General features: G+C 62.8%; 25 protein-coding genes, 1 tRNA gene and 1 pseudogene. 21 read left to right on the forward strand and 6 right to left on the reverse strand.

The window, feature by feature from the left end:
* Nucleotides 1-18: 18 nt before the first annotated feature.
* The gene (locus CAF70_RS28030) at nucleotides 19-612 is read right to left on the reverse strand and encodes a cold shock domain-containing protein (protein ID WP_085622796.1); all 594 of its coding nucleotides are present in this window, start codon (nucleotides 610-612) and stop codon (nucleotides 19-21) included.
* Nucleotides 613-893: 281 nt separating this feature from the next.
* Here CAF70_RS28030 and CAF70_RS10930 point away from each other — a divergent pair, with 281 nt between their 5' ends.
* From CAF70_RS10930 to CAF70_RS11020, 18 genes are all read left to right on the forward strand, one after another.
* Nucleotides 894-1367, forward strand: a complete 474-nt coding sequence (locus CAF70_RS10930; protein WP_012051474.1) for a Dps family protein — start codon at nucleotides 894-896, stop codon at nucleotides 1365-1367.
* A gap of 219 nt (nucleotides 1368-1586) precedes the next feature.
* The gene (locus CAF70_RS10940) at nucleotides 1587-1916 is read left to right on the forward strand and encodes a ribbon-helix-helix domain-containing protein (protein WP_085622798.1); all 330 of its coding nucleotides are present in this window, start codon (nucleotides 1587-1589) and stop codon (nucleotides 1914-1916) included.
* 92 nt (nucleotides 1917-2008) lie between these two features.
* The gene (locus tag CAF70_RS10945; protein ID WP_003254776.1) at nucleotides 2009-2230 is read left to right on the forward strand and encodes an FmdB family zinc ribbon protein; all 222 of its coding nucleotides are present in this window, start codon (nucleotides 2009-2011) and stop codon (nucleotides 2228-2230) included.
* A gap of 95 nt (nucleotides 2231-2325) precedes the next feature.
* A complete protein-coding gene (gene aspS / locus CAF70_RS10950) occupies nucleotides 2326-4101 on the forward strand; it encodes an aspartate--tRNA ligase (RefSeq protein WP_085622801.1) in 1776 nt (591 codons plus the stop codon).
* 114 nt (nucleotides 4102-4215) lie between these two features.
* The gene (locus tag CAF70_RS10955; RefSeq protein WP_085622803.1) at nucleotides 4216-4962 is read left to right on the forward strand and encodes a YebC/PmpR family DNA-binding transcriptional regulator; all 747 of its coding nucleotides are present in this window, start codon (nucleotides 4216-4218) and stop codon (nucleotides 4960-4962) included.
* A 186-nt stretch (nucleotides 4963-5148) separates the two neighbouring features.
* Nucleotides 5149-5673: a crossover junction endodeoxyribonuclease RuvC gene (ruvC, locus tag CAF70_RS10960; RefSeq protein WP_085622805.1), complete on the forward strand. Its 525-nt coding sequence runs from the start codon at nucleotides 5149-5151 to the stop codon at nucleotides 5671-5673.
* Nucleotides 5674-5782: 109 nt separating this feature from the next.
* On the forward strand, nucleotides 5783-6400 hold the full coding sequence (gene ruvA, locus CAF70_RS10965; protein WP_015271473.1) for a Holliday junction branch migration protein RuvA: 618 nt from the start codon (nucleotides 5783-5785) through the stop codon (nucleotides 6398-6400).
* A complete protein-coding gene (ruvB, locus tag CAF70_RS10970) occupies nucleotides 6397-7443 on the forward strand; it encodes a Holliday junction branch migration DNA helicase RuvB (protein WP_004375289.1) in 1047 nt (348 codons plus the stop codon). Before ruvA ends, ruvB begins: the two co-directional genes overlap by 4 nt.
* 125 nt (nucleotides 7444-7568) lie before the next feature.
* Complete coding sequence (gene ybgC, locus CAF70_RS10975; RefSeq protein WP_085622807.1) at nucleotides 7569-8021, forward strand: tol-pal system-associated acyl-CoA thioesterase; 453 nt, start codon at nucleotides 7569-7571, stop codon at nucleotides 8019-8021.
* A gap of 2 nt (nucleotides 8022-8023) precedes the next feature.
* Nucleotides 8024-8719, forward strand: a complete 696-nt coding sequence (gene tolQ / locus CAF70_RS10980; protein WP_085622809.1) for a protein TolQ — start codon at nucleotides 8024-8026, stop codon at nucleotides 8717-8719.
* A 14-nt stretch (nucleotides 8720-8733) separates the two neighbouring features.
* Entirely contained in the window at nucleotides 8734-9186 is a 453-nt protein-coding gene (gene tolR / locus CAF70_RS10985; protein WP_003254760.1) for a protein TolR, read from the forward strand.
* Nucleotides 9186-10292 carry a cell envelope integrity protein TolA gene (gene tolA, locus CAF70_RS10990; RefSeq protein WP_085622811.1) on the forward strand — a complete coding sequence of 369 codons (1107 nt, stop codon included), beginning with the start codon at nucleotides 9186-9188 and terminating at the stop codon, nucleotides 10290-10292. Before tolR ends, tolA begins: the two co-directional genes overlap by 1 nt.
* A 26-nt stretch (nucleotides 10293-10318) precedes the next feature.
* On the forward strand, nucleotides 10319-11590 hold the full coding sequence (tolB, locus tag CAF70_RS10995) for a Tol-Pal system beta propeller repeat protein TolB (protein WP_218191423.1): 1272 nt from the start codon (nucleotides 10319-10321) through the stop codon (nucleotides 11588-11590).
* Between the two features lie 54 nt (nucleotides 11591-11644).
* A complete protein-coding gene (gene pal, locus CAF70_RS11000; RefSeq protein WP_003254755.1) occupies nucleotides 11645-12145 on the forward strand; it encodes a peptidoglycan-associated lipoprotein Pal in 501 nt (166 codons plus the stop codon).
* Nucleotides 12146-12151: 6 nt separating this feature from the next.
* Nucleotides 12152-12958 (forward strand): tol-pal system protein YbgF, encoded by an 807-nt coding sequence (gene ybgF / locus CAF70_RS11005; protein WP_085622815.1) that lies wholly within the window; start codon nucleotides 12152-12154, stop codon nucleotides 12956-12958.
* A gap of 160 nt (nucleotides 12959-13118) precedes the next feature.
* On the forward strand, nucleotides 13119-13766 hold the full coding sequence (gene queE / locus CAF70_RS11010; RefSeq protein ID WP_085623159.1) for a 7-carboxy-7-deazaguanine synthase QueE: 648 nt from the start codon (nucleotides 13119-13121) through the stop codon (nucleotides 13764-13766).
* Nucleotides 13767-13783: 17 nt separating this feature from the next.
* Nucleotides 13784-14458 carry a 7-cyano-7-deazaguanine synthase QueC gene (gene queC / locus CAF70_RS11015; RefSeq protein WP_085622817.1) on the forward strand — a complete coding sequence of 225 codons (675 nt, stop codon included), beginning with the start codon at nucleotides 13784-13786 and terminating at the stop codon, nucleotides 14456-14458.
* Between the two features lie 60 nt (nucleotides 14459-14518).
* A tRNA-Lys gene (locus tag CAF70_RS11020) sits at nucleotides 14519-14594 on the forward strand.
* Nucleotides 14595-14678: 84 nt separating this feature from the next.
* Here the strand turns inward: CAF70_RS11020 and CAF70_RS11025 are convergent.
* The 4 genes and pseudogenes from CAF70_RS11025 to CAF70_RS11035 all read right to left on the reverse strand — a co-directional run bounded on the left by CAF70_RS11025 (nucleotide 14679) and on the right by CAF70_RS11035 (nucleotide 19276).
* Nucleotides 14679-15638 (reverse strand): cation diffusion facilitator family transporter, encoded by a 960-nt coding sequence (locus tag CAF70_RS11025; protein WP_085622819.1) that lies wholly within the window; start codon nucleotides 15636-15638, stop codon nucleotides 14679-14681.
* Between the two features lie 155 nt (nucleotides 15639-15793).
* Nucleotides 15794-16549, reverse strand: coding sequence for a methyl-accepting chemotaxis protein (locus tag CAF70_RS28120; protein ID WP_371915949.1), 756 nt, complete (start codon nucleotides 16547-16549; stop codon nucleotides 15794-15796).
* 102 nt (nucleotides 16550-16651) lie between these two features.
* Nucleotides 16652-17857, reverse strand: a pseudogene (locus tag CAF70_RS28125) (HAMP domain-containing protein); the annotation flags it as partial.
* A gap of 66 nt (nucleotides 17858-17923) precedes the next feature.
* A complete protein-coding gene (locus tag CAF70_RS11035) occupies nucleotides 17924-19276 on the reverse strand; it encodes an APC family permease (RefSeq protein ID WP_085622824.1) in 1353 nt (450 codons plus the stop codon).
* Between the two features lie 446 nt (nucleotides 19277-19722).
* Between CAF70_RS11035 and CAF70_RS11040 the strand changes: the two genes are divergently transcribed.
* Nucleotides 19723-21231: a YdgA family protein gene (locus CAF70_RS11040; RefSeq protein WP_085622826.1), complete on the forward strand. Its 1509-nt coding sequence runs from the start codon at nucleotides 19723-19725 to the stop codon at nucleotides 21229-21231.
* A 277-nt stretch (nucleotides 21232-21508) separates the two neighbouring features.
* Nucleotides 21509-22567, forward strand: a complete 1059-nt coding sequence (gene nadA, locus CAF70_RS11045; RefSeq protein ID WP_085622828.1) for a quinolinate synthase NadA — start codon at nucleotides 21509-21511, stop codon at nucleotides 22565-22567.
* Between the two features lie 108 nt (nucleotides 22568-22675).
* Here nadA and CAF70_RS11050 read toward each other — a convergent pair whose 3' ends face one another.
* Nucleotides 22676-24112, reverse strand: a complete 1437-nt coding sequence (locus CAF70_RS11050; protein ID WP_085622830.1) for a M48 family metalloprotease — start codon at nucleotides 24110-24112, stop codon at nucleotides 22676-22678.
* Between the two features lie 123 nt (nucleotides 24113-24235).
* Here CAF70_RS11050 and CAF70_RS11055 point away from each other — a divergent pair, with 123 nt between their 5' ends.
* Nucleotides 24236-24475, forward strand: a complete 240-nt coding sequence (locus CAF70_RS11055; protein WP_008097503.1) for a sulfurtransferase TusA family protein — start codon at nucleotides 24236-24238, stop codon at nucleotides 24473-24475.
* The last annotated feature ends 18 nt before the right edge of the window (nucleotides 24476-24493 follow it).

Here is a 24493-nt window from a genome sequence, read left to right on the forward strand (position 1 = left end):
ATGGTTGTGCAAATGCAGTCAGCGGCGTGTTACCGCAACCACATCTTCGGCCTGCAGGCCCTTGTCGCGGTGCATCACGGAAAACTCCACGCGCTGGCCTTCGACCAGGATGCGGTGGCCCTCGCCGCGAATGGCGCGAAAGTGCACGAAGATGTCATCGCCCGAGTCGCGGGAGATGAAGCCAAAGCCTTTGGATGTGTTGAACCACTTCACGGTACCGGTATCACGATTGCCGGTATCCTGCGCCGTGTGCTGGCCGGCGCGCGCCTTGCGCGGGCTGCGGGCAAAGCCCACGGCCAGGTGCACGGCCACGGCCAGCGCCGCGCAGACCAGTGCGGCCAGGTTGCCCATTTCCGGGCGGGCCAGCAGTGTCAGGGTCTGCAGCACCACGGCTACTACCAGCAGGGCGCAGGCCAGGTGCTGCAGCTGTTGCCGTGCACCACGGTAGTACAGTGGCACGACCGGGGCCAGCACCAGGTTGAGCAGGCCGAGCAGGGCCAGGTAGACCGCGTCGGGTTGTTGCAGGAAAGGTATCGCATCAGTTTTCAGGCTGGGCATGAGCGATAGCAGCAAGGCTGCCACGCCCGTCACCAGATGGACGATCTTGAACATGGGGTTGGCTCACAGTTGATAAGGCCGATCACAGGAAGAGCTGGCGGCACGGTGCGCATGAGGTGTAGGGCGCGAACACGTGACAGGCCAGCCTATGCACCCGGCAATTGCTGTCCGCACGGGTGGCACCCTGCCTATTTAACAGTAAAGCTGCAGGCTACTCAAACCGCAGGCCACGAGGCGCGATGTGTTGCGCCATGTCACAGGCGGCGTACACCAAGTGTTGCTACAGTGGACGGCACCCGCTTGGGTCTCAAGCCTTATGGAAAAAGGGGAACTTCATGGCAATCGATATCGGTATCAGTGAAGAAGATCGCAAGTCCATCGTTGATGGGCTGTCCCGTCTGTTGTCGGATACCTACGTGCTGTATCTGAAAACCCATAACTTCCACTGGAATGTCACCGGTCCTTCGTTCCGCACGCTGCACCTGATGTTCGAAGAGCAGTACAACGAACTGGCGCTGGCGGTGGACTCGATCGCCGAGCGCATCCGCGCCCTGGGCTTCCCGGCACCGGGGTCCTATGCATTTTATGCACGACACTCCTCGATCAAGGAGGAGGAAGGGGTGCCGCCTGCCGACGAGATGATCCGCCAGCTTGTGCAGGGCCAGGAAGCCGTGGTGCGTACCGCGCGCAGTATCTTCCCGGTTGTGGACAAGGTCAGTGACGAGCCGACCGCCGACCTGTTGACCCAGCGCATGCAGGTGCACGAGAAAACCGCCTGGATGCTGCGGGTGCTGCTCGACGGCGAGTAGAAGGCTGTCATGTAACCCTGTGGGAGCGGGCGCGCCCGCGAAGAATCCAGCACGGTGGTTGGCACCGGCTCCGCCGGTGTTCGCGGGCTCGCCCGCTCCCACAGGGTCCGCGTCGTGCGTAACAATCAGTGTTTGTGCAGGAAGATTTTGCCGCTGCTTTAAGCTCGCCCGTCAGCGCTTCATAGGCCACCTGGTACCTGTGACGAGGAAGTGTGGCGCATGATGCAAGCAAGCAAACGTGTGGCTGGCCAGGGGCGCTGGCCGGGAAAACAGTGCATCGATCCGTTCAAGGCGGATTTCGATATGTTGCAGACCCGGCCCGTGTCACGTTCGGTGCGGCTCAACGGCTTTTCCACCTGCCTGCGGCTGGAGGCCGTCTACTGGGGTATCCTGGAACGCATTGCCGCGGCCAACCGCTGTTCGGTCAGTGCGGTGCTGTCTTATGTGGACCGCGAGGTGCACCTGCGTCAGGGTGGAGTGCGCAACTTCAGCGGGCTGATCCGGGTGATCTGCGTCGCCTGGCTTCAGGACCCGCCAAGTGTGCGCTGATTGCCTGCCGGGCTGCGCAGTGCTTGTTAACCATATATAATCCCGCTTTTTGCTGCCCCGGCAGCCAGCGTTGTGGTTGACGAGAGACACCCATGCCCCTTTATGACTATCAATGTGCATCCTGCGAGCACCGCATGGAAGTGCTGCAGAAGATCAGCGCCGCGCCGCTGACCGATTGCCCGGCCTGCCAGGCGCCGGCGCTGAAGAAGCTGCTGTCGGTGCCAGGCTTCCGCCTGAGCGGTAATGGTTGGTACGAAACCGACTTCAAAACCGGGGCGAAGAAGAATCTGGCAGGCGGCGACAAAGCCGACTGAGTTGAATGCTGTGACCGGGTCTTGCAGTATTAGCCCTCTCCGGGCGGCCAAGGCCTCCACCGAATACACGAATCACGAGAAGCGAAACCACCATCATGATGCGCAGCCATTATTGCGGCCAACTGAACGAGAGCCTGGACGGCCAGGAAGTCACCCTTTGCGGCTGGGTCCATCGTCGCCGCGACCACGGCGGGGTGATCTTCCTCGACATCCGTGACCGCGAAGGCATGGCCCAGGTCGTGTTCGACCCGGATCGCGCCGAAACCTTCGCCGCTGCCGACCGCGTGCGCAGCGAATACGTCGTGCAGATCACCGGCAAGGTCCGCAAGCGCCCTGAAGGTGCGGTGAATGCCAACATGGCTTCCGGCGCCATCGAGATCCTCGGCTACCAGCTGAACGTGCTCAACGAAGCGGAAACCCCGCCGTTCCCGCTGAACGAATACTCCGACGTCGGCGAGGAAACCCGCCTGCGCTACCGCTTCATCGACCTGCGTCGCCCGGAAATGGCCGACAAGCTGCGCCTGCGTTCGCGCATTACCAGCAGCATCCGTCGCTTCCTCGACGAAAACGGCTTCCTCGACGTCGAGACGCCGATCCTGACCCGTGCCACCCCGGAAGGCGCGCGTGACTACCTGGTGCCTAGCCGTACCCACGCCGGTAGCTTCTTCGCCCTGCCGCAGTCGCCGCAGCTGTTCAAGCAGCTGCTGATGGTCGCCGGCTTCGACCGCTACTACCAGATCGCCAAGTGCTTCCGTGACGAAGACCTGCGTGCCGACCGCCAGCCGGAGTTCACCCAGATCGACATCGAGACCAGCTTCCTCGATGAAAGCGAGATCATGGGCCTGACCGAAAGCATGATCCGCAAGCTGTTCAAGGAAGTGCTGGACCTGGAATTCGGCGAATTCCCGCACATGACCTTCGAAGAAGCCATGCGCCGCTACGGTTCCGACAAGCCGGACCTGCGTATTCCGCTGGAACTGGTCGACGTTGCCGACCAGCTCAAGGACGTCGACTTCAAGGTGTTCGCCGGCCCGGCCAATGATCCGAAGTGCCGCGTTACCGCCCTGCGCCTGCCAGGCGGCGCCAGCATGCCGCGCAGCAAGATCGACGAGTACACCAAGTTCGTCGGCATCTACGGTGCCAAGGGCCTGGCCTACATCAAGGTCAACGAGCGCGCCAAGGGCGTCGAAGGCCTGCAGTCGCCGATCGTCAAGAACATCCCCGAGGCCAACCTCAACACCATCCTCGACCGCGTTGGCGCGGTTGACGGCGATATCGTGTTCTTCGGTGCCGACAAGTTCAAGGTGGTCAGCGAAGCCCTGGGCGCGCTGCGTATCCGCCTGGGCCACGACTTCGAGCTGCTGACCTGCGAGTGGGCACCGATGTGGGTGGTCGACTTCCCGATGTTCGAAGAGAACGAAGACGGCAGCTTCACCGCGCTGCACCACCCGTTCACCGCGCCGAAGTGCACCCCGGAAGAGCTCGAGGCCAACCCGGCCACCGCTCTGTCCCGTGCCTACGACATGGTCCTGAACGGTACGGAGCTGGGTGGCGGTTCGATCCGTATCCACCGCAAGGAGATGCAACAGGCGGTGTTCCGCCTGCTGGGTATCGAGGCAGAAGAACAGGAAGAGAAGTTCGGCTTCCTGCTCGACGCCCTGAAGTTCGGTGCGCCGCCTCACGGTGGCCTGGCCTTCGGCCTGGACCGCCTGGTCATGCTGATGACCGGCGCCCAGTCGATCCGTGAAGTGATCGCGTTCCCGAAAACCCAGAGCGCCGCGTGCGTCATGACCCAGGCCCCTGGCATGGTCGACGCCAAGGCCCTGCGCGAGCTGCACATCCGGCTGCGCGAACAGACCAAGGTCGAGTAAGCAGTCCCCGGGCGCATCCACATGGATGCGCCTTTGCGTTTCGGCGCAGGCAATTTCCCGTCCCGCCCCGAACAGGGGCGGGGCTGTTTGTGATTCAAAGGATTCGGAGTCGTTATGGCTGGTCATTCCAAGTGGGCAAACATCAAGCACCGCAAAGAGCGCCAGGATGCCAAGAGAGGCAAGATCTTCACCAAGTGGATCCGCGAACTGACGGTCGCTGCCAAGCAGGGTGGTGCTGACCCGGCATCCAACCCGCGCCTGCGCCTGGCGCTGGACAAGGCCTTGGGCGCCAACATGAGTCGCGACATCATCGATCGTGCCGTCGCCCGTGGTGCCGGCACCAACGAAAGCGACAACGTCGAAGAGCTCAGCTACGAAGGTTACGGCCCGGGTGGCGTGGCGATCATGGTCGAGGCCATGACCGACAACCGCAACCGTACCGCCGCCGCCGTGCGTCATGCCTTCTCCAAGTGTGGTGGCAATCTGGGCACCGACGGTTCGGTGGCCTACCTGTTCGAGCGCAAGGGGCAGATCAGCTTTGCCCCGGGCGTGGAAGAAGACGCGCTGATGGAAGCGGCGATGGAAGCCGATGCCGACGACGTGGTGGCCAACGATGACGGCTCGTTCGACGTGTTCACCTCGTTCAACAGCTTCTATGCCGTGCGCCATGCCCTGGAAGAGGCGGGCTTCAAGGCCGCTGACGCGGAAATCGTCATGCAGCCGACCACCAGCGCCGAACTCGACCAGGACGGCGCCGAGAAGGTGCTCAAGCTGATCGACATGCTCGAAGACCTGGATGACGTGCAGAACGTCTACTCCAATGCCCAGATTTCCGATGAGATCATGGAAAACCTCGGCTAAGGTGTCCTGGCTATCCAGGCCAGTTCTTCAAGTTTGTCAGCGCCTGTACCGGCCCTTTCGCGGGTAAACCCGCTCCCACAGGTACTGCACCACATTCAGAATCGGTGCAGTACCTGTGGGAGCGGGTTTACCCGCGAAAGGGCCGGTACAGTTTGCACAGATGCATCAATTTTTTTGACAGGCAATATGACTCTGATTCTTGGTATCGACCCCGGCTCGCGCATTACCGGTTATGGTGTGGTGCGCCAGACCGCCCGTGGTTGCGAGTACGTGGCGTCGGGCTGTATCCGCACCGGCAGCGGCGAGCTGCACGAGCGGCTGCAGATCGTTTTTCGTGGTGTCAGTGAAATCATCAGCCAGCACGGCCCGGTGACCATGGGCATCGAACGGGTGTTCATGGCCCGTAACGCCGACTCGGCACTCAAGCTCGGCCAGGCCCGCGGCGCGGCCATCGTCGCGGCAGCCGAAGCCGGCCTGGAAATCGCCGAATACAGCGCTACCCAGGTCAAGCAGGCGGTAGCCGGTACCGGTGGGGCCAACAAGGAGCAGGTGATGATGATGGTCATGCACCTGCTGAAACTGACGCAGAAGCCGCAGATCGACGCCTCCGACGCCCTGGCCATTGCCCTGTGCCACGCCCACACCCGCTCCAGCCTGGTGCCGCATGGCCTGGCAACGGCGCGTCGGCGCGGTGGGCGCTTGCGTCTGTAGGCGCTTCATGCGCTGATACACATTTTGTTCGGGTGATGCGTTCACCTGCTGCATTTGCTGATAGGGTTGAGCGGTCTTTGACCGGCTCCCCGAGAGGAAGGATCGGAACGTGATTGGACGTTTGCGCGGCACCCTGGCGGAAAAACAGCCGCCGCACCTGATTATCGACGTCAACGGCGTAGGTTATGAACTGGAAGTTCCCATGACCACGCTGTACCGTCTGCCCAAGGTGGGCGAACCGGTAACCGTGCACACCCACCTGGTGGTGCGCGAGGATGCCCACCTGCTCTACGGTTTTGCCGAAAAGCGCGAGCGCGAGCTGTTCCGCGAGCTCATTCGCCTGAACGGCGTAGGGCCGAAGCTGGCCCTGGCGCTGATGTCCGGGCTGGAGGTGGACGAGCTGGTGCGCTGCGTGCAGGCCCAGGACACCTCGGCCCTGGTGCGCGTGCCCGGTGTCGGCAAGAAGACCGCCGAACGCCTGCTGGTCGAGCTCAAGGACCGCTTCAAGGCGTGGGAAACGTCCCCGGCCATGTTCACCCTGGTCTCCGATGGGCCGCTGCCGGTCGCCAGCGCATCCACAGCCGAGGCCGACGCAGTCAGCGCCCTGGTTTCGCTCGGCTACAAGCCGCAGGAGGCCAGCAAGGCGATCGCCGCGATCAAGGACAAGGCCGGCCTGAGCAGTGAAGAGCTGATCCGCCGCAGCCTGAAAGGGATGATTACCAAGTGATCGAAGCCGACCGCCTGATCGCCGCCAGTGGCCGCGACCGTGAAGAAGTCCAGGACCGTGCGATCCGCCCGCTGCGGCTGGACGAGTACATCGGCCAGCCGGTGGTGCGCGAACAGATGGCGCTGTTCATACAGGCCGCCCGTGGCCGCAGCGAGTCGCTCGACCATACGCTGATCTTCGGCCCGCCCGGCCTGGGCAAAACCACCCTGGCCAACATCATTGCCCAGGAAATGGGCGTGTCGGTCAAGAGCACCTCGGGGCCGATTCTCGAGCGCCCGGGCGACCTCGCGGCCATGCTGACCAACCTGGAACCGCACGACGTGTTGTTCATCGACGAGATCCACCGGCTGTCACCGGTCGTCGAAGAGGTGCTGTACCCGGCGATGGAGGACTTCCAGCTCGACATCATGATCGGCGAAGGGCCAGCGGCCCGTTCCATCAAGCTCGACCTGCCGCCGTTCACCCTGGTCGGTGCCACCACCCGTGCCGGCATGCTCACCAACCCGCTGCGGGACCGCTTCGGTATCGTCCAGCGCCTGGAGTTCTACAGCGACAAGGACCTGGCCACCATCGTCAGCCGTTCGGCCGGCATCCTCGGCCTGGCCATCGAAGACCAGGGTGCCTACGAGATCGCACGCCGGGCCCGCGGCACGCCACGTATCGCCAACCGCCTGCTACGCCGCGTGCGCGACTACGCCGAGGTGCGCGGCAAGGGCCAGATCACCAAGGCCGTGGCCGACATGGCGCTCAACCTGCTGGACGTCGACGAGCGCGGTTTCGACCACTCCGACCGCCGCCTGCTGCTGACCATGATCGAGAAGTTCGACGGTGGCCCGGTCGGCGTGGACAACCTGGCGGCAGCCATCAGTGAAGAGCGCCACACCATCGAGGACGTGCTCGAGCCGTACCTGATCCAGCAGGGCTACATCATGCGCACGCCGCGCGGTCGCGTGGTCACCCGGCATGCCTACCTGCACTTTGGCCTGAATGTGCCCGGGCGCCTGGGGGAGGGAGGGGATTTTTCCGAAACGGGCGATGAGTGACAGATCGAAAACGGCTTTTCGTGGTCCTACCGCTGGCATGCCAAGGGTGCGCTGGCAATAAGACATTAATGAAGAAAAAACAGTTGCCACAGCGGATTGGCAAGCTGAGGAGTAAGCACTAGAGTATGCGCGCGCAAAATGGCCTGGAACCGTTCGCACACCGTTGTCGTGTCTATTACGAGGATACCGATGCCGGTGGCGTGGTGTATTACGTCAATTACCTGAAATTCATGGAGCGCGCGCGTACCGAGCGGCTGCGGCACCTGGGTTTTTCCCAGGCGCAACTGGCCGAAGACAACCTGCTGTTCGTGGTCCACTCCAGCGAAGCGCGTTACCACGCGCCGGCGCGGCTGGACGACGCGCTGCGGGTCACCGCGCAAGTACTTGAACTCAATCGCGCCAGCCTGCGTTTCGTGCAGCAGGTCTGGCGGGAAAAGGATGAAACGCTGCTCTGCGAAGGGCAGTTCCTGGTGGCTGCCGTGCGCGCCGATACTTTCAAACCCCGAGCCATACCCCCGGAGCTGCGTGACGCCTTTGCGGCCGACGGCTCGGGTACTCAATCGAATGCAGGAGAATAAGCGTGGAAGCTAACGTCGTCGACCATACCTCCATGTGGAGTCTGGTCAGCAATGCCAGCGTGTTGGTACAGCTGGTAATGCTGATCCTGGTGGCCGCCTCGGTCACCTCATGGATCATGATCTTCCAGCGCAGCACCATGCTGCGCGCCGGTCGTCGTGCGCTGGATACCTTCGAGGAGCGCTTCTGGTCGGGCATCGACCTGTCCAAGCTGTACCGCCAGGCAGGCAGCAACCCAGACCCGGATTCCGGTGTCGAGCAGGTCTTCCGTGCCGGCTTCAAGGAGTTCTCGCGCCTGCGCCAGCAGCCGGGCGTTGACCCGGACGCGGTCATGGAGGGTGTTGCCCGTGCCATGCGCGTGGCCATTTCGCGTGAGGAAGAAAAGCTCGAGCAGAGCCTGCCGTTTCTGGCCACTGTCGGTTCGACCAGCCCGTACATCGGCCTGTTCGGTACCGTATGGGGCATCATGAACTCCTTCCGCGGCCTGGCCAGCGCCCAGCAGGCCACCCTGGCCACGGTTGCCCCGGGTATCGCCGAAGCGCTGATCGCTACCGCCATCGGCCTGTTCGCGGCAATCCCGGCGGTCATTGCCTACAACCGCTTCTCGGCCCGCAGCGAAGTGCTGATCGGCCGTTACTACACCTTCGCCGACGAGTTCCAGGCGATCCTGCACCGCAAAGTGCACACCAGCGAAGAGTAATCAGGTAGAAGCCCATGGCCCGAGTTCGCCACAAACGCAAGCCCGTCGCCGAGATGAACGTGGTGCCCTACATCGACGTGATGCTGGTACTGCTGGTCATCTTCATGGTGACGGCGCCCATGCTCAACCAGGGCGTGAAGGTAGACCTGCCCAAGGTTTCCAGTGAAGCCTTGCCGCAGGACAACAACGTCCAGATCCTCACCATCTCCATCAAGGCCGACAAGACCTATTACTGGAACCTCGGCAGCGAAGTCGATACCGACAAGCAGATGGACAAGGCCATGACCTTGCCTGCCATGACCGACGCGGTGACCAAGATCATTGCTGCCGGCCGTGACCAGGGCAAACAGACCCAGGTGTTCATTCGTGGCGACAAGGCTGTCGACTATGGCGCGGTCATGGGTGCCATGGGCGGGTTGCAGAAGGCCGGTGTCGGTAACGTTGGCCTGATTACCGAGGCGCCCTGATGCAACAGCGAGAGCCATCCGCCTCGGAAAGCTACTTCTGGCCCAGTGTCTGGGCCATCGGCCTGCATGTGCTGGTGTTCGCCCTGCTGTTCGTCAGTTTTGCCATGACGCCTGAGCTGCCGCCATCCAAGCCGATCGTCCAGGCTACCCTGTACCAGCTCAAGTCCAAGAGCCAGGCGACTACCCAGACCAATCAGAAGATTGCCGGGGAAGCGAAGAAAACCGCTTCGCGCCAGACCGAGGTCGAGCAGCTGGAACAGAAGAAGGTCGAGCAAGAGGCCGTGAAGGCCGCGGAACAAAAGAAAGCCGACGCAGCTCAAAAGGCCGAAGAGGCCCGCGAGGCCGCCGAAGCCAAGAAAGCCGAGGCCGCTGCCGAGGCCGCCAAGGCTGCCGAGGCCAAGAAAGCCGCCGAAGCCAAGAAGGCCGAAGAGGCGAAGAAGGCTGCCGAGAAGCAGCAGGCCGACATCGCCAAGAAGAAGGCCGAGGAAGAGAAGAAAAAAGCCGAAGAAGAGGCCAAGAAAGAGGCCGCTGAAGAGGCGAAGAAACAAGCCGCCGAGGATGCCAGGAAAAAGGCAGCCGAAGAGGCCAAGAAGAAAGCAGCCGAGGACGCCAAGAAGAAAGCGGCGGCCGAGGACGCGAAGAAGAAGGCAGCTGAAGAGGCCAAGAAGAAGGCCGCTGCAGACGCCCAGAAGAAAAAGGCACAGGAAGCGGCCCGCAAGGCGGCGGAAGACAAGAAAGCCCAGGCCCTGGCCGAGCTGTTGTCCGACACCACCGAACGGCAGCAGGCGCTGGCCGACGAGCAGGGTGACCAGGTGGCCGGCGACTTCGACGACCTGATTCGCTTGCGCGCGGCCGAAGGCTGGGCACGTCCGCCATCCGCGCGCAAGGGCATGACGGTGGTCCTGCAGATCAACATGTTGCCGGACGGTACCATCACCAACGTCAGCGTGGCCCGGTCCAGTGGTGACGGCCCGTACGACAGTTCGGCGGTGGCTGCGGTGAAGAACATTGGTCGTTTGACCGAGATGCAGGGTATGAAGCCGAGCGATTTCAACCAATATCGTTCGTTCAAGATGACATTTACACCTGAGGATCTAGCGTTGTGATTAAACGTCTGAGAGGACTGCTGGTCATGCTGTGCTGCGTGGCAGGCATGGCCGTGGCAGAGGAAAAGAACATCCTGGTCACCAGCGGCAGCGACCGGGCCACGCCCATCGCGGTAGTGCCGTTCGGTCTGCAGGGCGGCAGCGTGCTGCCGGAAGACATGGCCGACATCATCGGCAACGACCTGCGCAACTCCGGCTACTACTCGCCGATTCCGCGGCAGAACATGATCAGCCAGCCGTCGCAGGCCAGCGAAGTGATCTTCCGTGACTGGAAAGCGCTGGGCGCGCAGTACGTGATGGTCGGCAGCATCGTGCCGTCGGGCGGTCGCCTGCAGGTGCAGTACGCGCTGTTCAACGTCGCCACCGAGCAGCAAGTGCTGACCGGTAGCGTGGCAGGCAGCGTCGATCAGCTGCGCGACATGGCGCACTACATTTCCGACCAGTCGTTCGAGAAGCTCACCGGCATCAAGGGTGCGTTCTCCACCCGCATGCTGTACGTGACGGCCGAGCGTTTCTCCACCAACAATACCCGCTATACCCTGCAGCGTTCGGACTACGACGGTGCGCGTGCGGTTACCCTGCTGCAATCGCGTGAACCGATCCTGTCGCCACGCTTTGCGCCGGATGGCAAGCGCATCGCCTATGTCTCGTTCGAGCAGAAGCGCCCGCGCATCTTCGTCCAGCACATCGATACCGGTCGCCGCGAGCAGGTCACCAACTTCGAAGGCCTGAACGGGGCGCCAGCCTGGTCGCCGGACGGCACCCGCCTGGCATTCGTGCTGTCGAAGGACGGCAACCCGGACATCTACGTGATGAACGTGGCCTCGCGCCAGATCAGCCGTGTCACCGCCGGCCCGGGCATCAACACCGAGCCGTTCTGGGGCAAGGATGGCAACACCCTGTACTTCACCTCCGACCGTGGCGGCAAGCCGCAGATCTACAAGCAGTCGGTCAGTGGCGGTGGTGCCGAGCGTGTAACGTTCGTGGGTAACTACAACGCCAACCCGAAACTGTCGGCGGACGAAAAGACCCTGGTGATGATCCATCGCCAGCAGGGCTTCACCAACTTCAAAGTTGCGGCCCAGGATTTGCAACGCGGAAGTGTAAAGATTCTCTCGGAAACGAGTCTTGATGAGTCTCCCACTGTTGCGCCAAACGGCACCATGCTAATCTACGCCACCCGCCAGCAGGGCCGGGGAGTCTTGATGCTCGTGTCGCTTAATGGCCGCGTGAGGCTCCCACTTCCTACCGCTCAAGGCGAAGTCAGAGAACCGTCCTGGTCCCCTTACCTGAACTGATTGCGGCGTAATAATTTTTGCTTAACACACTGGGGTTTCATTAGGAGTTTCACGATGGAAATGCTGAAGTTTGGTAAATTTGCTGCGCTGGCTCTGGCCATGGCCGTAGCTGTAGGTTGCTCCTCCAAGGGCGGTGACAACGCAGGCGAAGGCGCTGCTGTAGATCCGAACGCTGGCTACGGTGCCAACACTGGTGCTGTTGACGGCTCCCTGAGCGAAGAAGCTGCCCTGCGCGCAATCACCACCTTCTACTTCGAATACGACAGCTCGGACCTGAAGCCAGAAGCCATGCGCGCTCTGGACGTTCACGCCAAGGACCTGAAAGCCAACGGCAACCGCGTTGTCCTGGAAGGCAACACCGACGAGCGCGGCACCCGCGAGTACAACATGGCTCTGGGTGAGCGTCGTGCCAAGGCCGTTCAGCGTTACCTGGTTCTGCAGGGCGTTTCCCCTGCTCAGCTGGAACTGGTCTCCTACGGTGAAGAGCGTCCGGTTGCCACTGGCAACGACGAGCAGTCCTGGGCTCAGAACCGTCGCGTAGAACTGCGTAAGTAAGTTCTTATGCGTATGTGCCGCCGTGTAGTAACCGTCCTCGCACTCAGCCTGCCGCTCGCGGCCTGGGCTGAGGTCCCTGTAGTTGATGACAACGCAGGCAGCTATCCGCCTGCGGGTTATGGCACGAGCGGCGCCTATGCCGGGTCAGGGGCTTCGGCCCCTGCCTCTGCACAGGGCCAGCTGTTCATGCAGCTGCAACAGATGCAGGATCAGCTTTCCCGCCAGCAAGGCATCATCGAAGAGCTGCAGAACGATGTGTCGCGCATGAAGCAGGAAAACCTGGAGCGTTACCAGGACCTGGACCGTCGCATCAACAGTGGCGCCGCGCCTGCCGCGACCCCTGACAATTCCTCCGGTGGTGGTGCATCCGGTGCCGCCCCCGATGCAGCAGCAGGTGCTGCTGCGCAACAACCGGCCGCCAGTAGCGAGCCCGGTGATCCGGCGAAAGAAAAGCTCTACTACGATGCTGCTTTCGACCTGATCAAGCAGAAAGACTTCGACAAGGCCAGCCAGGCGTTCAACGCCTTCCTGCGCAAGTACCCCAACAGCCAGTACGCCGGCAATGCCCAGTACTGGCTGGGTGAGGTGAACCTGGCCAAGGGCGACCTGCCGGCTGCCAGCCAGGCCTTCGCCCAGGTCAGCCAGAAGTATCCGAAGCACAGCAAGGTGCCGGATTCGCTGTACAAGCTGGCCGACGTCGAGCGCCGCATGGGCCACACCGACAAAGTCAAGGGTATTCTGCAGCAGGTCATCACCCAGTACCCAGGCACCTCGGCCGCACAACTGGCCCAGCGTGACCTGCAGAAGCTCTAAGCTGCACCGTTTGAAAGAAACCCGCGCCTGCCGCGGGTTTTTTCGTTAGAATCACAGCCCTTTTTTCGTAAACACGCTGCTGCGGATAACGCTATGTCGAGTCCGCGACAGTGCCTGACGGAGGCGGACAGCCTGTTTAGCTGTCACGCCCGTGGCGAGCATGCAAGACACATTACGCATTACCGAAGTCTTTTACTCTTTGCAGGGTGAAACGCGAACGGCTGGGCTGCCCACGGTATTCGTGCGCCTCACCGGTTGCCCCCTGCGCTGTCAGTACTGCGACAGTGCCTATGCCTTCAGTGGCGGTACCATTCGCACCCTCGATTCGATCCTCGAGCAGGTCGCCGGCTTCAAGCCGCGCTACGTCTGCGTCACCGGTGGCGAGCCATTGGCGCAGCCCAACGCCTTGCCGCTGTTGCAGCGCCTGTGTGACGCCGGTTACCAGGTGTCGCTGGAAACCAGCGGCGCACTGGATATCGCCGGCACCGACACCCGTGTCAGCCGCGTGGTCGACCTGAAGACCCCTGGCTCCGAAGAGTCGCACCGTAACCGTTACGAGAACATCGAGCAGCTGACCCGCAACGACCAGGTCAAGTTCGTCATCTGTTCCCGTGAGGACTACGACTGGGCGGTCTCCAAGCTGATCCAGTACAACCTTGCCGAGCGTGCTGGCGAGGTACTGTTCTCGCCCAGCCACCACCAGGTGAACGCCAGCGACCTGGCGGACTGGATCGTCGCCGACAACCTGCCCGTACGCTTCCAGCTGCAGCTGCACAAGCTGCTGTGGAACGACGAACCCGGACATTGATTGAGGAGCAAGCACACATGACCGAAAAACGCGCAGTAATCCTGTTGTCCGGCGGCCTGGACTCGGCCACCGTGGTTGCCATGGCCAAGGCCGAAGGTTATAGCTGCTACACGATGAGTTTCGACTACGGCCAGCGCCACCGTGCCGAACTGAACGCCGCCGCCCGCGTTGCCCGCGACCTGGGCGTGGTCGAGCACAAGGTGATCGGCCTGAGCCTGGACGGCATCGGCGGTTCGGCATTGACCGACAGCAGCATCGACGTGCCGGAAACCCCGGGTGAAGGCATCCCGGTCACCTACGTGCCGGCGCGCAACACCGTGTTCCTGTCCCTGGCCCTGGGCTGGGCAGAGGTGCTGGATGCTCGCGACATCTTTATTGGCGTCAATGCCGTGGATTACTCCGGCTACCCAGATTGCCGCCCCGAGTTCGTCGAAGCCTTCGAGCGCATGGCCAACCTGGCGACCAAGGCCGGCGTCGAAGGGCAGGGCTTCCGTATCCAGGCGCCGTTGCAGAACATGAGCAAGGCGCAGATCGTGCAGGCCGGCATGGCTCGCGGCGTCGATTACAGCCTGACCGTTTCCTGCTACCAGGCCGATGATGACGGCCGCGCTTGCGGCAAATGCGACAGCTGCCGCCTGCGTGCCGACGGCTTCAAGGCAGCTGGTGTCGAAGACCCGACGCGATACTTTTGAAAAAAGTTTGATGGGGTATTGATTTCCCGTTAGAAATCAGTATTATACGCGCCATCCAACGGGTCGTTAGCTCAGTTGGTAGAGCAGTTGGCTTTTAACCAATTGGTCGTAGGTTCGAATCCTACACGACCCACCATATGCATTACGTCAAAGCCCGCAACCAGAAATGGTTGCGGGCTTTTTCGTTTTCGGCGCTTCGGGGGCGCAAAGCGCCCCCAGCTTATTCAGCCCACTCCGGATCCCCGGTAAACACCACTGTCAGCCAACGGTCCGGCCCTTCACCCCCCACCGCATCACCAATCTCGTTGCGCCACGCATCCCATTCATCGATGGTTTTCGCGGCCATGGCCTTGGGCACGATGAAATACAGCTCGATCTCCCGCGAGCGCCCGACCTTGGCCACATAGGCGCGGTACGACTGCAGCCCATGGCGTGCGACGAAGGCTTTGGCGACTTCGTCCACATGCAGCTTGAGGTCGCCAGGGGTCACCAGGAATATTTCCGCGAGGGCCTGGCGCACCACCGACATCGGCAACGGCACGATCACCAGGCAGACCAGCGCCAGCACCGCCGGGTCGATGTACGGCGACACCCACTCCAGCGACGTGCCTTGCACCGCATAGCCAAAGCAGAAGGCGATCAGCAGGGCGGCGGTGATGCTGGCCGACATCACCCAGCCCTTGACGTCCATTCGCACGAAATCCGAACCCAGCTTGCGGTTGGCGCGGGCCTCGACAATGGCGATGGTCACACAGGCGATCACGGTCAGCACCGCGTAGACCATGGCGATGCCGAACTCCAGGTGGCGCCCGCCTTGCAGCAGGCTGCTGACGGCGTTGATCAGTGCATAGATGGCCACGCCGCTGAGCAGGATGCCGTTGAGCGCCAACACCATGGGTTCCAGGTGCCAGAAGCCCATGGTGAAGCGCTCACGCAACTTGCGCGACATCTGCACGCTGGTGGTGTGCGCGGTGATCAGCCTGACCACCACCAGCGACAGCCCGCTCATGCTGGCGTCGACCAGCGAGTAGACGCCATCGAACACGATGGAGAACGAGCCGGAGGCCAGGCCGAAGGCGATGCCGATGGTGGCTATGAACAGGGTGACGGCGATCGAGGTGCGTAGCAGGCCCTGTTCGCTGGTGATGTCGAAGAAGGTGGTTCTGGTTGGGTTTTGCATAAATTGTGCTCGGTAAAATCGATGATGCGGTATTGCCTGATGGGGCCTCTTCGCGGGCTCGCCCGCTCCCACACGGTATGGCTCCACCCCAAAGGGCTGTACATATCCTGTGGGAGCGGGCAAGCCCGCGAAGCAGGCGCACTGGCCCTGACAGACTAGACGCGGAACTGCTCCATCAGCGCCTGTTGCTGGTTCGCCAGCCGGTTCAAGGCCTGGCTGATCCGCGCCGATTCATCGGCCTGGCCAGCCAGCGATTCGGTTACATCGCGAATGCCGGCCACGTTGCGGTTCACTTCTTCAGCCACCGCACTCTGCTCCTCAGCCGCCGAGGCAATCTGCAGGTTCATGTCGCTGATCACCGCCACCGCCTCGCCAATGCGCTGAAGTGCCGGCAGCGCCTGTTCCATCCGCGCGGCGCTGTCCTGGGCCTGGCGCTGGCCTTCGTGCATGGCACCCACCACATCCTGGGTGCCTTGCTGCAAGCCCTCGATGACCTGGCGAATTTCCTCCACCGATGTCTGCGTGCGCTGGGCCAGGCCACGCACCTCATCGGCAACCACGGCAAAACCACGCCCGGCTTCGCCAGCGCGTGCGGCTTCGATGGCGGCGTTGAGCGCCAGCAGGTTGGTTTGCTCGGCAATGGTGCGGATCACTTCCAGCACCGAACCGATCTGCCCGCTGCGGCCTTCCAGCGCGCGTGCCTCGTCCATGGCGGTGTTCATGCCGGCGGCCAGGCGATCGATGCCCTGCCGGGTGCTGTCGATCAGTTGCAGGCCCTCGCGGCTGGCCTGGTCGGCTGCGCGTGCGGCCTGGGCCGCTTGCGAAGCGTTATGGGCGACATCCAGGGCGGTGGCGCTCATCTCGTTGGCAGCGGTGGCCACCTGTTCGATTTCACGGTGCTGTTGCTGCATGCCGTTGCTGGTCTGGCTGGCGATGGCTGCCGACTGGTCGGCAGTACTACGGGCCTCCCGCAGTGAGCCTTTGACCTGGGCTATGACCGGCTGCAGCTTGTCGAGGAAGCGGTTGAACCAGCCGGTGAGCTGGCCCAGTTCGTCCTGGCGGGCGTAGTCCAGGCGGCGAGTGAGGTCGCCTTCGCCGCTGGCGATGTCTTCCAGGCGCGCGGCCACGGCCAGGATTGGCCGGGTTACGCCGCGCGCGGTCAGCCACACCAGCAACAAGCCGACTACCGCAGCGCTCAGGCCAACCAGCAGGCTGGTGAGGTTGGCGCTGTGGTTGTGCGTGTCCAGGCGCTGGTTGAGGGCCACGGCAGGCGCCTGCAGCACACTTTCCGGCAGTTCCAGCAATACCTGCCAGGGGGCTGCGTCAGGGATTGGTGTGAACGGGTGGGCAACACGCAGCAGGCCGTCGGCTACCGTCTTGTCCATCGGCTCGCCGAGCTTGCTGTCGTCGCGGCTGTTGCCGGCCAGCAGGCCGGCGGCGCTGGCGATGCTGACCTGACCCTGGCCGTCGAACAGCTCCCGGCGGCCGTCCAGACTCAACTGCTGCAGGTTGGCCAGGCCGATGTCCAGGCCGACCACGCCGACCACCTTGCCGTGCTCCAGCAGGGGCAGGGCAATGCTGGTCATGAGCACCTGGCGCCCATTCACCTCGTCGAGGTATGGCTCGAGCATGCAGGTTCTTGCGGTGTCCTGCGGGCAGGTCAGCCAACGGTTCTTCGCCACGCCGTTGCTGCCGATGCTGGCGTCGCCGAGCATCGATTCCGGCATGGCTTCGAGCTCCAGGGTGCCGGGACTGGGTTGTGACCAGTACAGCGAGAAACGCCCGGCCTCGTTACTGCCCATGGCGTCCTGGCCGAGGTACTGGCTGTCCGGGCCCAGGGCGTTGGGCTGGAACACCAGGTACAGGCCGATCACATCCGGGTTGCCAGCCAGGCTGGCGCGGGCCTGGCGCGTCAGTTCGGCGCGCAGGTCGTTGCCGCCACGGGTCTTGAGCACTTGCACCAGGCGGGCAAAGCCATTGCCGTACTGGTAGGCGTCCATGAAATAGCGCTGGATGCGCAGGGCCTGGGTTTCGGCATGGGCCTGCAGGCGCAGGCGTGCGCTGCTGTCGAGCATTTCGGTGTTGGCCTGGTTGACCAGTGCCGCGCTGCGCCGCGCTTGGGCCAGCGAGGTACTTACCAGCAGGGCGACGATGGCCAGCAGGCAAAGGCCGGCGAGCAGGGTGATTTTCCACTGGATGGAGAGGCGGCGCAGCGGCATGAGGGCTTTCCTTTTCGATCAAATACAACGCCCGCGATCAGACGCGGGCGTTGTCGGCAGCATGGGTCATTCAGCGACGTAGTTGGGTGGCGCGTTCCTGAAAGCCTTGGTCAGCCAGGCCAGGTAGAGCACGCCGAGCACTGCCCAGACGCCACCGAACAACAGCGAGTGGGCGTTCAGGTCCAGCCACAGCGAGACGATGATGCAGAAGCCGATGGTCGGCAGTACCAGGTACTTTAGCTGGTTGGCCAGGCCTTGCCGCTTGCCTTCGCGCAGGTAGCAGTGGTTGATCACCGACAGATTGACGAAGCTGAACGCAACCAGCGCACCGAAGTTGATGATCGAAGTGGCGGTGACCAGGTCGAAGAATATCGCCGACAGCGAAATCAGCCCCACCACCGCGATATTCAGCACTGGCGTTTTGTAGCGCGAGTGCAGGCGGGCGAACAGGCTGGCCGGCAACACGTTGTCGCGGCCCATCACGTACAGCAGGCGCGACACGCTGGTCTGCGAAGCCAGGCCCGAGGCGATGGTGTTGATCACGGTGCAGGCGATGAAGATCGACTGGAACAGTTTGCCGCCGACGTACAGGGCGATTTCCGGCAGTGCCGCTTCGTGGTCATGGAAACGCGCCATGGTCGGGAAGTAGGCCTGAATGAAGTACGACACGGTGATGAACACCACGCCACCGATCAGTGCGGTGAGGAAGATCGCCCGTGGAATGGTCTTGCTCGGGTTGTGGGTTTCCTCGGACAGGCAGGTGACCGCGTCGAAGCCGAGGAACGAGAAGCACAGGATGGTTGCACCGGCGGCCAGCGCGCTGAACTGGGTCTGGCTGTCGGCGAACGGCAACAGGCTCCAGGCGGTGCCCAGCCCCTCACCCTGGTCCAGGCCGCGCAGGCACAGGTAGATGAACACCGCGATGATCGCCACCTGGACGCCCACGAACAGCAGGTTGAAGTGCGCTACCAGGTTCACGCTGCGCATGTTGATCAGGCTGATCAGGGTGACGAAGCCGGCCACCCACATCCACTCCGGTACTTCCGGGAACATGGCCGAAAGGTACAGCTTGGCCAGCAATGCGTTGACCATTGGCAGCAGCAGGTAGTCCAGCAGCGACGACCAGCCGACCAGGAAACCGACGTGCGGGTTGATTGCGCGCTGGGTATAGGTGTAGGCCGAACCCGACTGCGGGAAGCGTCGTACCAGGGTGCCGTAGCTCACGGCGGTGAACAGGATCCCGGCCAATGCCAGGATGTAGGCGCTGGGTACGTGGCCGGCGGTAATCCCGGAAACGATACCGAAGGTGTCGAACACGGTCATCGGGGTCAGGTAAGCCAGGCCAATGATGATCACGTGCCAGAGGCGCAGGGTTTTGCGCAGTTGGCCGTTGCCGGAGGCGCTGTGGTCATGCTGCATGCTGGCATGGCTCCTGCGGCTGGGCGTAAACGGCGGGCACGGTGTACTGCGCATGCGGCAAGGGCGAGCGGGTGGGCTCCATGTTGTTCACCTTTATTGTTGGAGCAGCGGGGACGCGGGGGGAGCGCGCAAAGTGGTGAAAATAAAAAACGATGGGTAGCTTGGTGTCAAGTTAAACATGACAAGATGTTACTGGATTGAAATATTTATCGATTAAAGTGGGGTTTTGTTCGGTTTTTGCGCGTTTTTTTGCGGTTATGATCAATTCTGGTGTTCGCAAAAATTAACGAGTGCTGGTCTCCCTTGGAAGGGGCGTGTCAAAGGGTTCCCAAAACGGGTTTTCTCTCGCCTTGCCAGCGCCAGGCGTGGCTGCGGTGGTACTCTTGGCGTCTTGTGCGGCCCCTGGCCCCCTACGAAGCCCTTATGGACAGCAATCGGTTCTATTCATGAAGAAATCAGTCGGCATCCTTTCCGGCCTGGCTATCGCCATCGCCGTCGCAACCACCGCTGGCGCCTGGTACACCGGCAAGCAGCTGCCTGCGGAGCTGGACAACGCGCTTGTCCGCAGCAACGCCGAACTGAAGAAGGCGTTGGTGAGCACTGGTGGCAGCATGAGCATCGAGCGAGTGTCGCTGGAGCAGCATTTCTTCAGCAGTACCGCCCAATACCGGCTCAAGGCCCGCGATATCAACCTGGGCGACGGTGAAGTGGTGAATTTCGATGTGGGTGTGACCGACCAGATCGAGCACGGCCCGTTCCCCTGGTCGCGGGTAAAGGCGTTGAAGCTGATGCCGGTGCTGGCGGTCAGCAACAGCACGCTGCAGAAGGACGACGCCACCGCACCGTGGTTCGCCGCCGCAGGCGAGCAGGCCCCGGTCAGCGCACAGACCAGCCTGGGCTACGACGGCAATGTGGTCAGCCAGGTCCGGCTGGCGCCAGTCAAGCTCGACGAAGCGGATGGCAATAGCATCGACTTCTCGGGCATGCAACTGCAGGTCAGCGGTGATCAGGAAGGCAAGGCCTCGAAATTCCAGGGCCAGGCCGACCGCTTCGTGATGAAGCTGGTACGTGATGACCAGCCGCCTGCCACCTTCGAGCTCAACGGCCTGAAGGTCGGTGGCCAACTGGCGGCCACCGCGCACGAGGCCATCTATGTGGGCAACGTCGACCTGGCGCTGGCCGAAACCAAGGTCACTCTGGGGCCCAGGCAGCAGGTGCTGGTGGTCAAGGGCCTGGAGCAGAACGCCCTGCAAACACTCGACGGCCCGGACACCGTGGGTGGTCGCGTGGCGTACAAGGTCGGGGATATCACCTGGGATGGTCGTGCGGTAGGCAAGGCGCAGATGGCAGTGAGCATCACCTCGGTCAACGCCCCGGCGTTACAGGCGCTGTCGGCCTGGTACCAGGCCCACCTGCCGGAGTTCGAAGCCGCAGCTGCCGCCGGCCAGCCGGTGCCGGAAATCCAGATGAACGATGTGGAGAAGGCCAGGTTCCACGGCGAGCTGCAGAAACTGCTGGCTGCCAAGCCCCGGGTGGCGGTTGAAAACCTGTCGTTCAAGACCGCCAATGGCGAAAGCCGCTTTGACCTGTCGATGGGTTTCGCCGCCCCCGCCAGCTTCGATTTGCCGCCTGATCAGTTGAGCAAGCAACTGATCACCGAGGTGAAGGGCAAGCTGTCGTTGTCCAAGCCGATGATCGGTGACCTGGCAACCTTGCAGGCGCTGCTGGATGGCCAGACCGACGCCCAGGCCATTGCCATGCAATCGAGCCAGGCCGGGGAAATGGTCGGCATGATGGCGCTGCAGAGTGGCATGGCCACGGTGCAGGGCAATGATGTGGTGACCAGCCTGCACTATGCCGATGGCATGGTCGACTTCAACGGCAAGAAAATGACCGTGGAAGAGTTCGCCATGCTCATGTCGGCGCAGCTGGCGGCCCTTTCGCCGCAGGGCTGATCGCTTCTCCTGTACCGGCCTCTTCGCGGGCGCGCCCGCTCCCACAGGGTCTGCACAAATCCTGTGGGAGCGGGTTTGCCCGTGAAAGGCCCAGCACAGGCAACACAAAAACCGCTTTAGAATTCGCTGGATTGTCTGTAGCCTTCGGCCTCCGATAATAATCCGCGCCCGCAGAGGGCCGTGGCGGCCTGTTGCCGTCCGGCACCCTTAGCCGATCTGTCAGGGCCGGGTGATACACTCGATTTGACGCGCGCACGCGCCTGCAGGTCCAGCGATCATGACCCAGATTTCCGAACGCCTGGTGGTTCAGGCCCACCTCGACGCCAAGCAGCCCAACCCGCTGACAGCCGAGCAGGAGGCCGAATACCGTGCGGCCATCGCTGCCGAGCTCAAGGCCCAGAACGCCGTGCTAGTCGCCCACTATTACTGCGACCCGGTCATCCAGGCGCTGGCCGAAGAAACCGGCGGCTGCGTCTCCGACTCGCTGGAAATGGCCCGCTTCGGCAAGAACCACCCGGCTGAAACCGTGATCGTTGCCGGCGTGCGCTTCATGGGCGAGACAGCGAAAATCCTCACCCCGGAAAAGCGCGTGCTGATGCCGACCCTGGAGGCCACCTGCTCGCTCGACCTGGGCTGCCCGGTCGAAGAGTTCTCGGCCTTCTGTGACCAGCACCCCGAGCGTACCGTGGTGGTCTACGCCAACACTTCCGCTGCCGTGAAGGCTCGCGCCGACTGGGTGGTGACGTCGAGCTGCGCCCTGGAAATCGTTGAAAGCCTGATGGACAACGGCGAAACCATCATCTGGGGCCCGGACCAGCACCTGGGCCGTTACATCCAGAAGCAAACCGGTGCCGACATGCTGCTGTGGGACGGTGCCTGCATCGTTCACGAAGAGTTCAAGTCGCGCCAGTTGGCCGACATGAAGGCGCTGTACCCGGATGCAGCGATTCTGGTGCACCCAGAGTCGCCGGAAGCGGTGATCGAACTGGCCGACGCGGTGGGCTCCACCAGCCAGCTGATCAAGGCTGCCCAGACGCTGCCGAACAAGACCTTCATCGTCGCCACCGACCGCGGCATCTTCTACAAGATGCAGCAGCTGTGCCCGGACAAGGAGTTCGTCGAAGCGCCTACCGCCGGTAACGGCGCGGCATGCCGCAGCTGCGCGCACTGCCCGTGGATGGCGATGAACACCCTGGAGCGGGTGCTGGATTGCCTGCGCAAGGGTACCAACGAGATCTTCGTCGACCCGGCACTGGTGCCGAAGGCGATCAAGCCGCTGAACCGCATGCTGGACTTTACCCAGGCCGCACGCCTGAAGTTGTCCGGTAACGCCTGACGCCAGACCGCGTCGCTTTCTTCGCGGGCACGCCCGCTCCCACAGGTACTGCACCGCTTGTAAGGGCGGTGCAGTACCTGTGGGAGCGGGCGTGCCCGCGAATGGCCCTCACCGCCCCATCATTTCCTGAACCATGCGCTGCTGTTCCATGATCTCGCGCTGACGCTGGTCAATCTGTGCTGCCAGCGGGAAGTTGCCACCCGCCCGGCGCTTGGCGTAGTCCAGCTGCTGGATCGCCTGGTCGAAATCGCCCACCAGGGTGAAATACTCGGCCCGCGCCCGGTGCAAACCAATGGTATTGCCCGAAAGGCCACGCACTTCAGCCATGTCGTACCACACGTCCGGGTCATCCGGCCGGCTCTTCACCAGATCGTTCAATACCTTCTCCGCCTCGGCGGGCTTGTTCTGCTTCACCAGCAGATCGGCACGCACTTGCTTCAACGGGTAGTTGCCCGGGTACAGCCCCTGCATGCGTTCGGCGCGCTGCTGCGCGTCGGCCAGGCGGTTGTTGGTGATGTCCAGGTCGATCTGCGCCAGGTTGTAGGTAATGTCGTTGGGCGCCTTGGCCAGCAGCGGCTTGAGCAGTTCACGCGCCTCGTTCAGCTGGCCGCCCTTGATCTGCGCCAGGGCCAGGCCGTAGCGTGCGGCGTCCAGCTTGGGGTCTTCATCCAGCTGTGCGCGGAAGCGCTTGGCCGCCAGCCCCGGGGTGCCTTCGTAGGTCAGCGCCACGCGAGCACGAATCAGCTGATAGCGCATGCTGTCCTCGACGCCGCCCTTGGGCGCCTGCTCGGCACGGTTGCGGGTGTCGGCGATACGCGACTCTGTTACCGGGTGGGTCAGCAGGAATTCTGGCGGTTTGGCATCGTAACGGTACTGCCGGGCCAGGCGCTCGAACATGGTTGGCATGTTGCGCGGGTCGTAGCCGGCCTTTTCCAGGTTCTGGATGCCGATGCGGTCGGCTTCCTGTTCGTTCTGCCGTGAGAAGCGCCGCTGTTCCTGGATCGCCGCCGCCTGGGTACCGGCGATCATGCCGATACCGGCATCACCGCCGCCACCAGCGGCCAGCACGATACCGGCCAGCAGCGCCGCCATCATCGGCAACTGCATGCGCTGCTGGGCCTCGACACCGCGGGCGAAGTGGCGCTGCGACAAGTGCGCCAGTTCGTGGGCCAGTACCGAGGCGTACTCGCCTTCGGTCTGGGCGTTGAGGAACAGCCCGCCGTTGACCCCGACGATACCGCCCGGGGCGGCAAAGGCGTTGAGCTCGCGGCTGTCGATGAGGATGAATTCCAGGCGGCGGTCCTGCAGCTGGCTGGTTTCGGCCAGGCGGTACACGCTGGTTTCGACGTAGTCCTTGAGCTGCGGGTCGTTGAGCTGGTTGACCTGACCACGCAGCAGGCTCAGCCAGGCTCGGCCGAGCTGGTGCTCCTGTTGCGGCGAGACGATCGCGGAACTGGCATCACCCAGTGATGGCAGGTCGTCAGCGTGGCCGGGGAGGGCCAACAGGCAGGCCAGCGTCAGCAGGGTAGGGCGCAGTAGATTCATGCATGAAGCTCGCGTCGGTCAAAGATACCTACTGTAGCGGGCTCACACGTTGGCGACCAGTGGCGCTATCCTAGCCGGCCAAATCCAGATACAGCCTGGCAATGCCTTTTGGAGAGCCCCGTAATGAGTGACACCCTGACCTGTGACGCCGAACTGGACGCCAGCGGGCTGAATTGCCCTTTGCCGCTGCTGAAGGCCAAGATGGAGCTCAACCGTCTGGCCAGCGGCGCGGTGCTGAAGGTCATCGCCACCGACGCCGGCTCCCAGCGCGACTTCCGCACTTTCGCCCAGTTGGCAGGTCATACCCTGCTGCGTGAAACGGCCGAGGCCGGCACCTACACTTACTGGCTGCGCAAGGCCTGAGTCTTTCCAAGGATCGTC

The organism is Pseudomonas sp. B19(2017) (assembly GCF_002113165.1).
Lineage (GTDB): Bacteria > Pseudomonadota > Gammaproteobacteria > Pseudomonadales > Pseudomonadaceae > Aquipseudomonas.

What these genes read in the sequence shown, in the direction of transcription:
- CAF70_RS28030 (WP_085622796.1), bottom strand. Translation starts at nt 612, where the DNA reads ATGTTCAAGATCGTCCATCTGGTGACGGGCGTGGCAGCCTTGCTGCTA.
- CAF70_RS10930 (WP_012051474.1), top strand. Translation starts at nt 894, where the DNA reads ATGGCAATCGATATCGGTATCAGTGAAGAAGATCGCAAGTCCATCGTT.
- CAF70_RS10940 (WP_085622798.1), top strand. Translation starts at nt 1,587, where the DNA reads ATGATGCAAGCAAGCAAACGTGTGGCTGGCCAGGGGCGCTGGCCGGGA.
- CAF70_RS10945 (WP_003254776.1), top strand. Translation starts at nt 2,009, where the DNA reads ATGCCCCTTTATGACTATCAATGTGCATCCTGCGAGCACCGCATGGAA.
- aspS (WP_085622801.1), top strand. Translation starts at nt 2,326, where the DNA reads ATGATGCGCAGCCATTATTGCGGCCAACTGAACGAGAGCCTGGACGGC.
- CAF70_RS10955 (WP_085622803.1), top strand. Translation starts at nt 4,216, where the DNA reads ATGGCTGGTCATTCCAAGTGGGCAAACATCAAGCACCGCAAAGAGCGC.
- ruvC (WP_085622805.1), top strand. Translation starts at nt 5,149, where the DNA reads ATGACTCTGATTCTTGGTATCGACCCCGGCTCGCGCATTACCGGTTAT.
- ybgC (WP_085622807.1), top strand. Translation starts at nt 7,569, where the DNA reads ATGCGCGCGCAAAATGGCCTGGAACCGTTCGCACACCGTTGTCGTGTC.
- tolR (WP_003254760.1), top strand. Translation starts at nt 8,734, where the DNA reads ATGGCCCGAGTTCGCCACAAACGCAAGCCCGTCGCCGAGATGAACGTG.
- tolA (WP_085622811.1), top strand. Translation starts at nt 9,186, where the DNA reads ATGCAACAGCGAGAGCCATCCGCCTCGGAAAGCTACTTCTGGCCCAGT.
- tolB (WP_218191423.1), top strand. Translation starts at nt 10,319, where the DNA reads ATGCTGTGCTGCGTGGCAGGCATGGCCGTGGCAGAGGAAAAGAACATC.
- pal (WP_003254755.1), top strand. Translation starts at nt 11,645, where the DNA reads ATGGAAATGCTGAAGTTTGGTAAATTTGCTGCGCTGGCTCTGGCCATG.
- ybgF (WP_085622815.1), top strand. Translation starts at nt 12,152, where the DNA reads ATGCGTATGTGCCGCCGTGTAGTAACCGTCCTCGCACTCAGCCTGCCG.
- queE (WP_085623159.1), top strand. Translation starts at nt 13,119, where the DNA reads ATGCAAGACACATTACGCATTACCGAAGTCTTTTACTCTTTGCAGGGT.
- queC (WP_085622817.1), top strand. Translation starts at nt 13,784, where the DNA reads ATGACCGAAAAACGCGCAGTAATCCTGTTGTCCGGCGGCCTGGACTCG.
- CAF70_RS11025 (WP_085622819.1), bottom strand. Translation starts at nt 15,638, where the DNA reads ATGCAAAACCCAACCAGAACCACCTTCTTCGACATCACCAGCGAACAG.
- CAF70_RS28120 (WP_371915949.1), bottom strand. Translation starts at nt 16,549, where the DNA reads ATGCAGCAACAGCACCGTGAAATCGAACAGGTGGCCACCGCTGCCAAC.
- CAF70_RS11035 (WP_085622824.1), bottom strand. Translation starts at nt 19,276, where the DNA reads ATGCAGCATGACCACAGCGCCTCCGGCAACGGCCAACTGCGCAAAACC.
- CAF70_RS11040 (WP_085622826.1), top strand. Translation starts at nt 19,723, where the DNA reads ATGAAGAAATCAGTCGGCATCCTTTCCGGCCTGGCTATCGCCATCGCC.
- nadA (WP_085622828.1), top strand. Translation starts at nt 21,509, where the DNA reads ATGACCCAGATTTCCGAACGCCTGGTGGTTCAGGCCCACCTCGACGCC.
- CAF70_RS11050 (WP_085622830.1), bottom strand. Translation starts at nt 24,112, where the DNA reads ATGAATCTACTGCGCCCTACCCTGCTGACGCTGGCCTGCCTGTTGGCC.
- CAF70_RS11055 (WP_008097503.1), top strand. Translation starts at nt 24,236, where the DNA reads ATGAGTGACACCCTGACCTGTGACGCCGAACTGGACGCCAGCGGGCTG.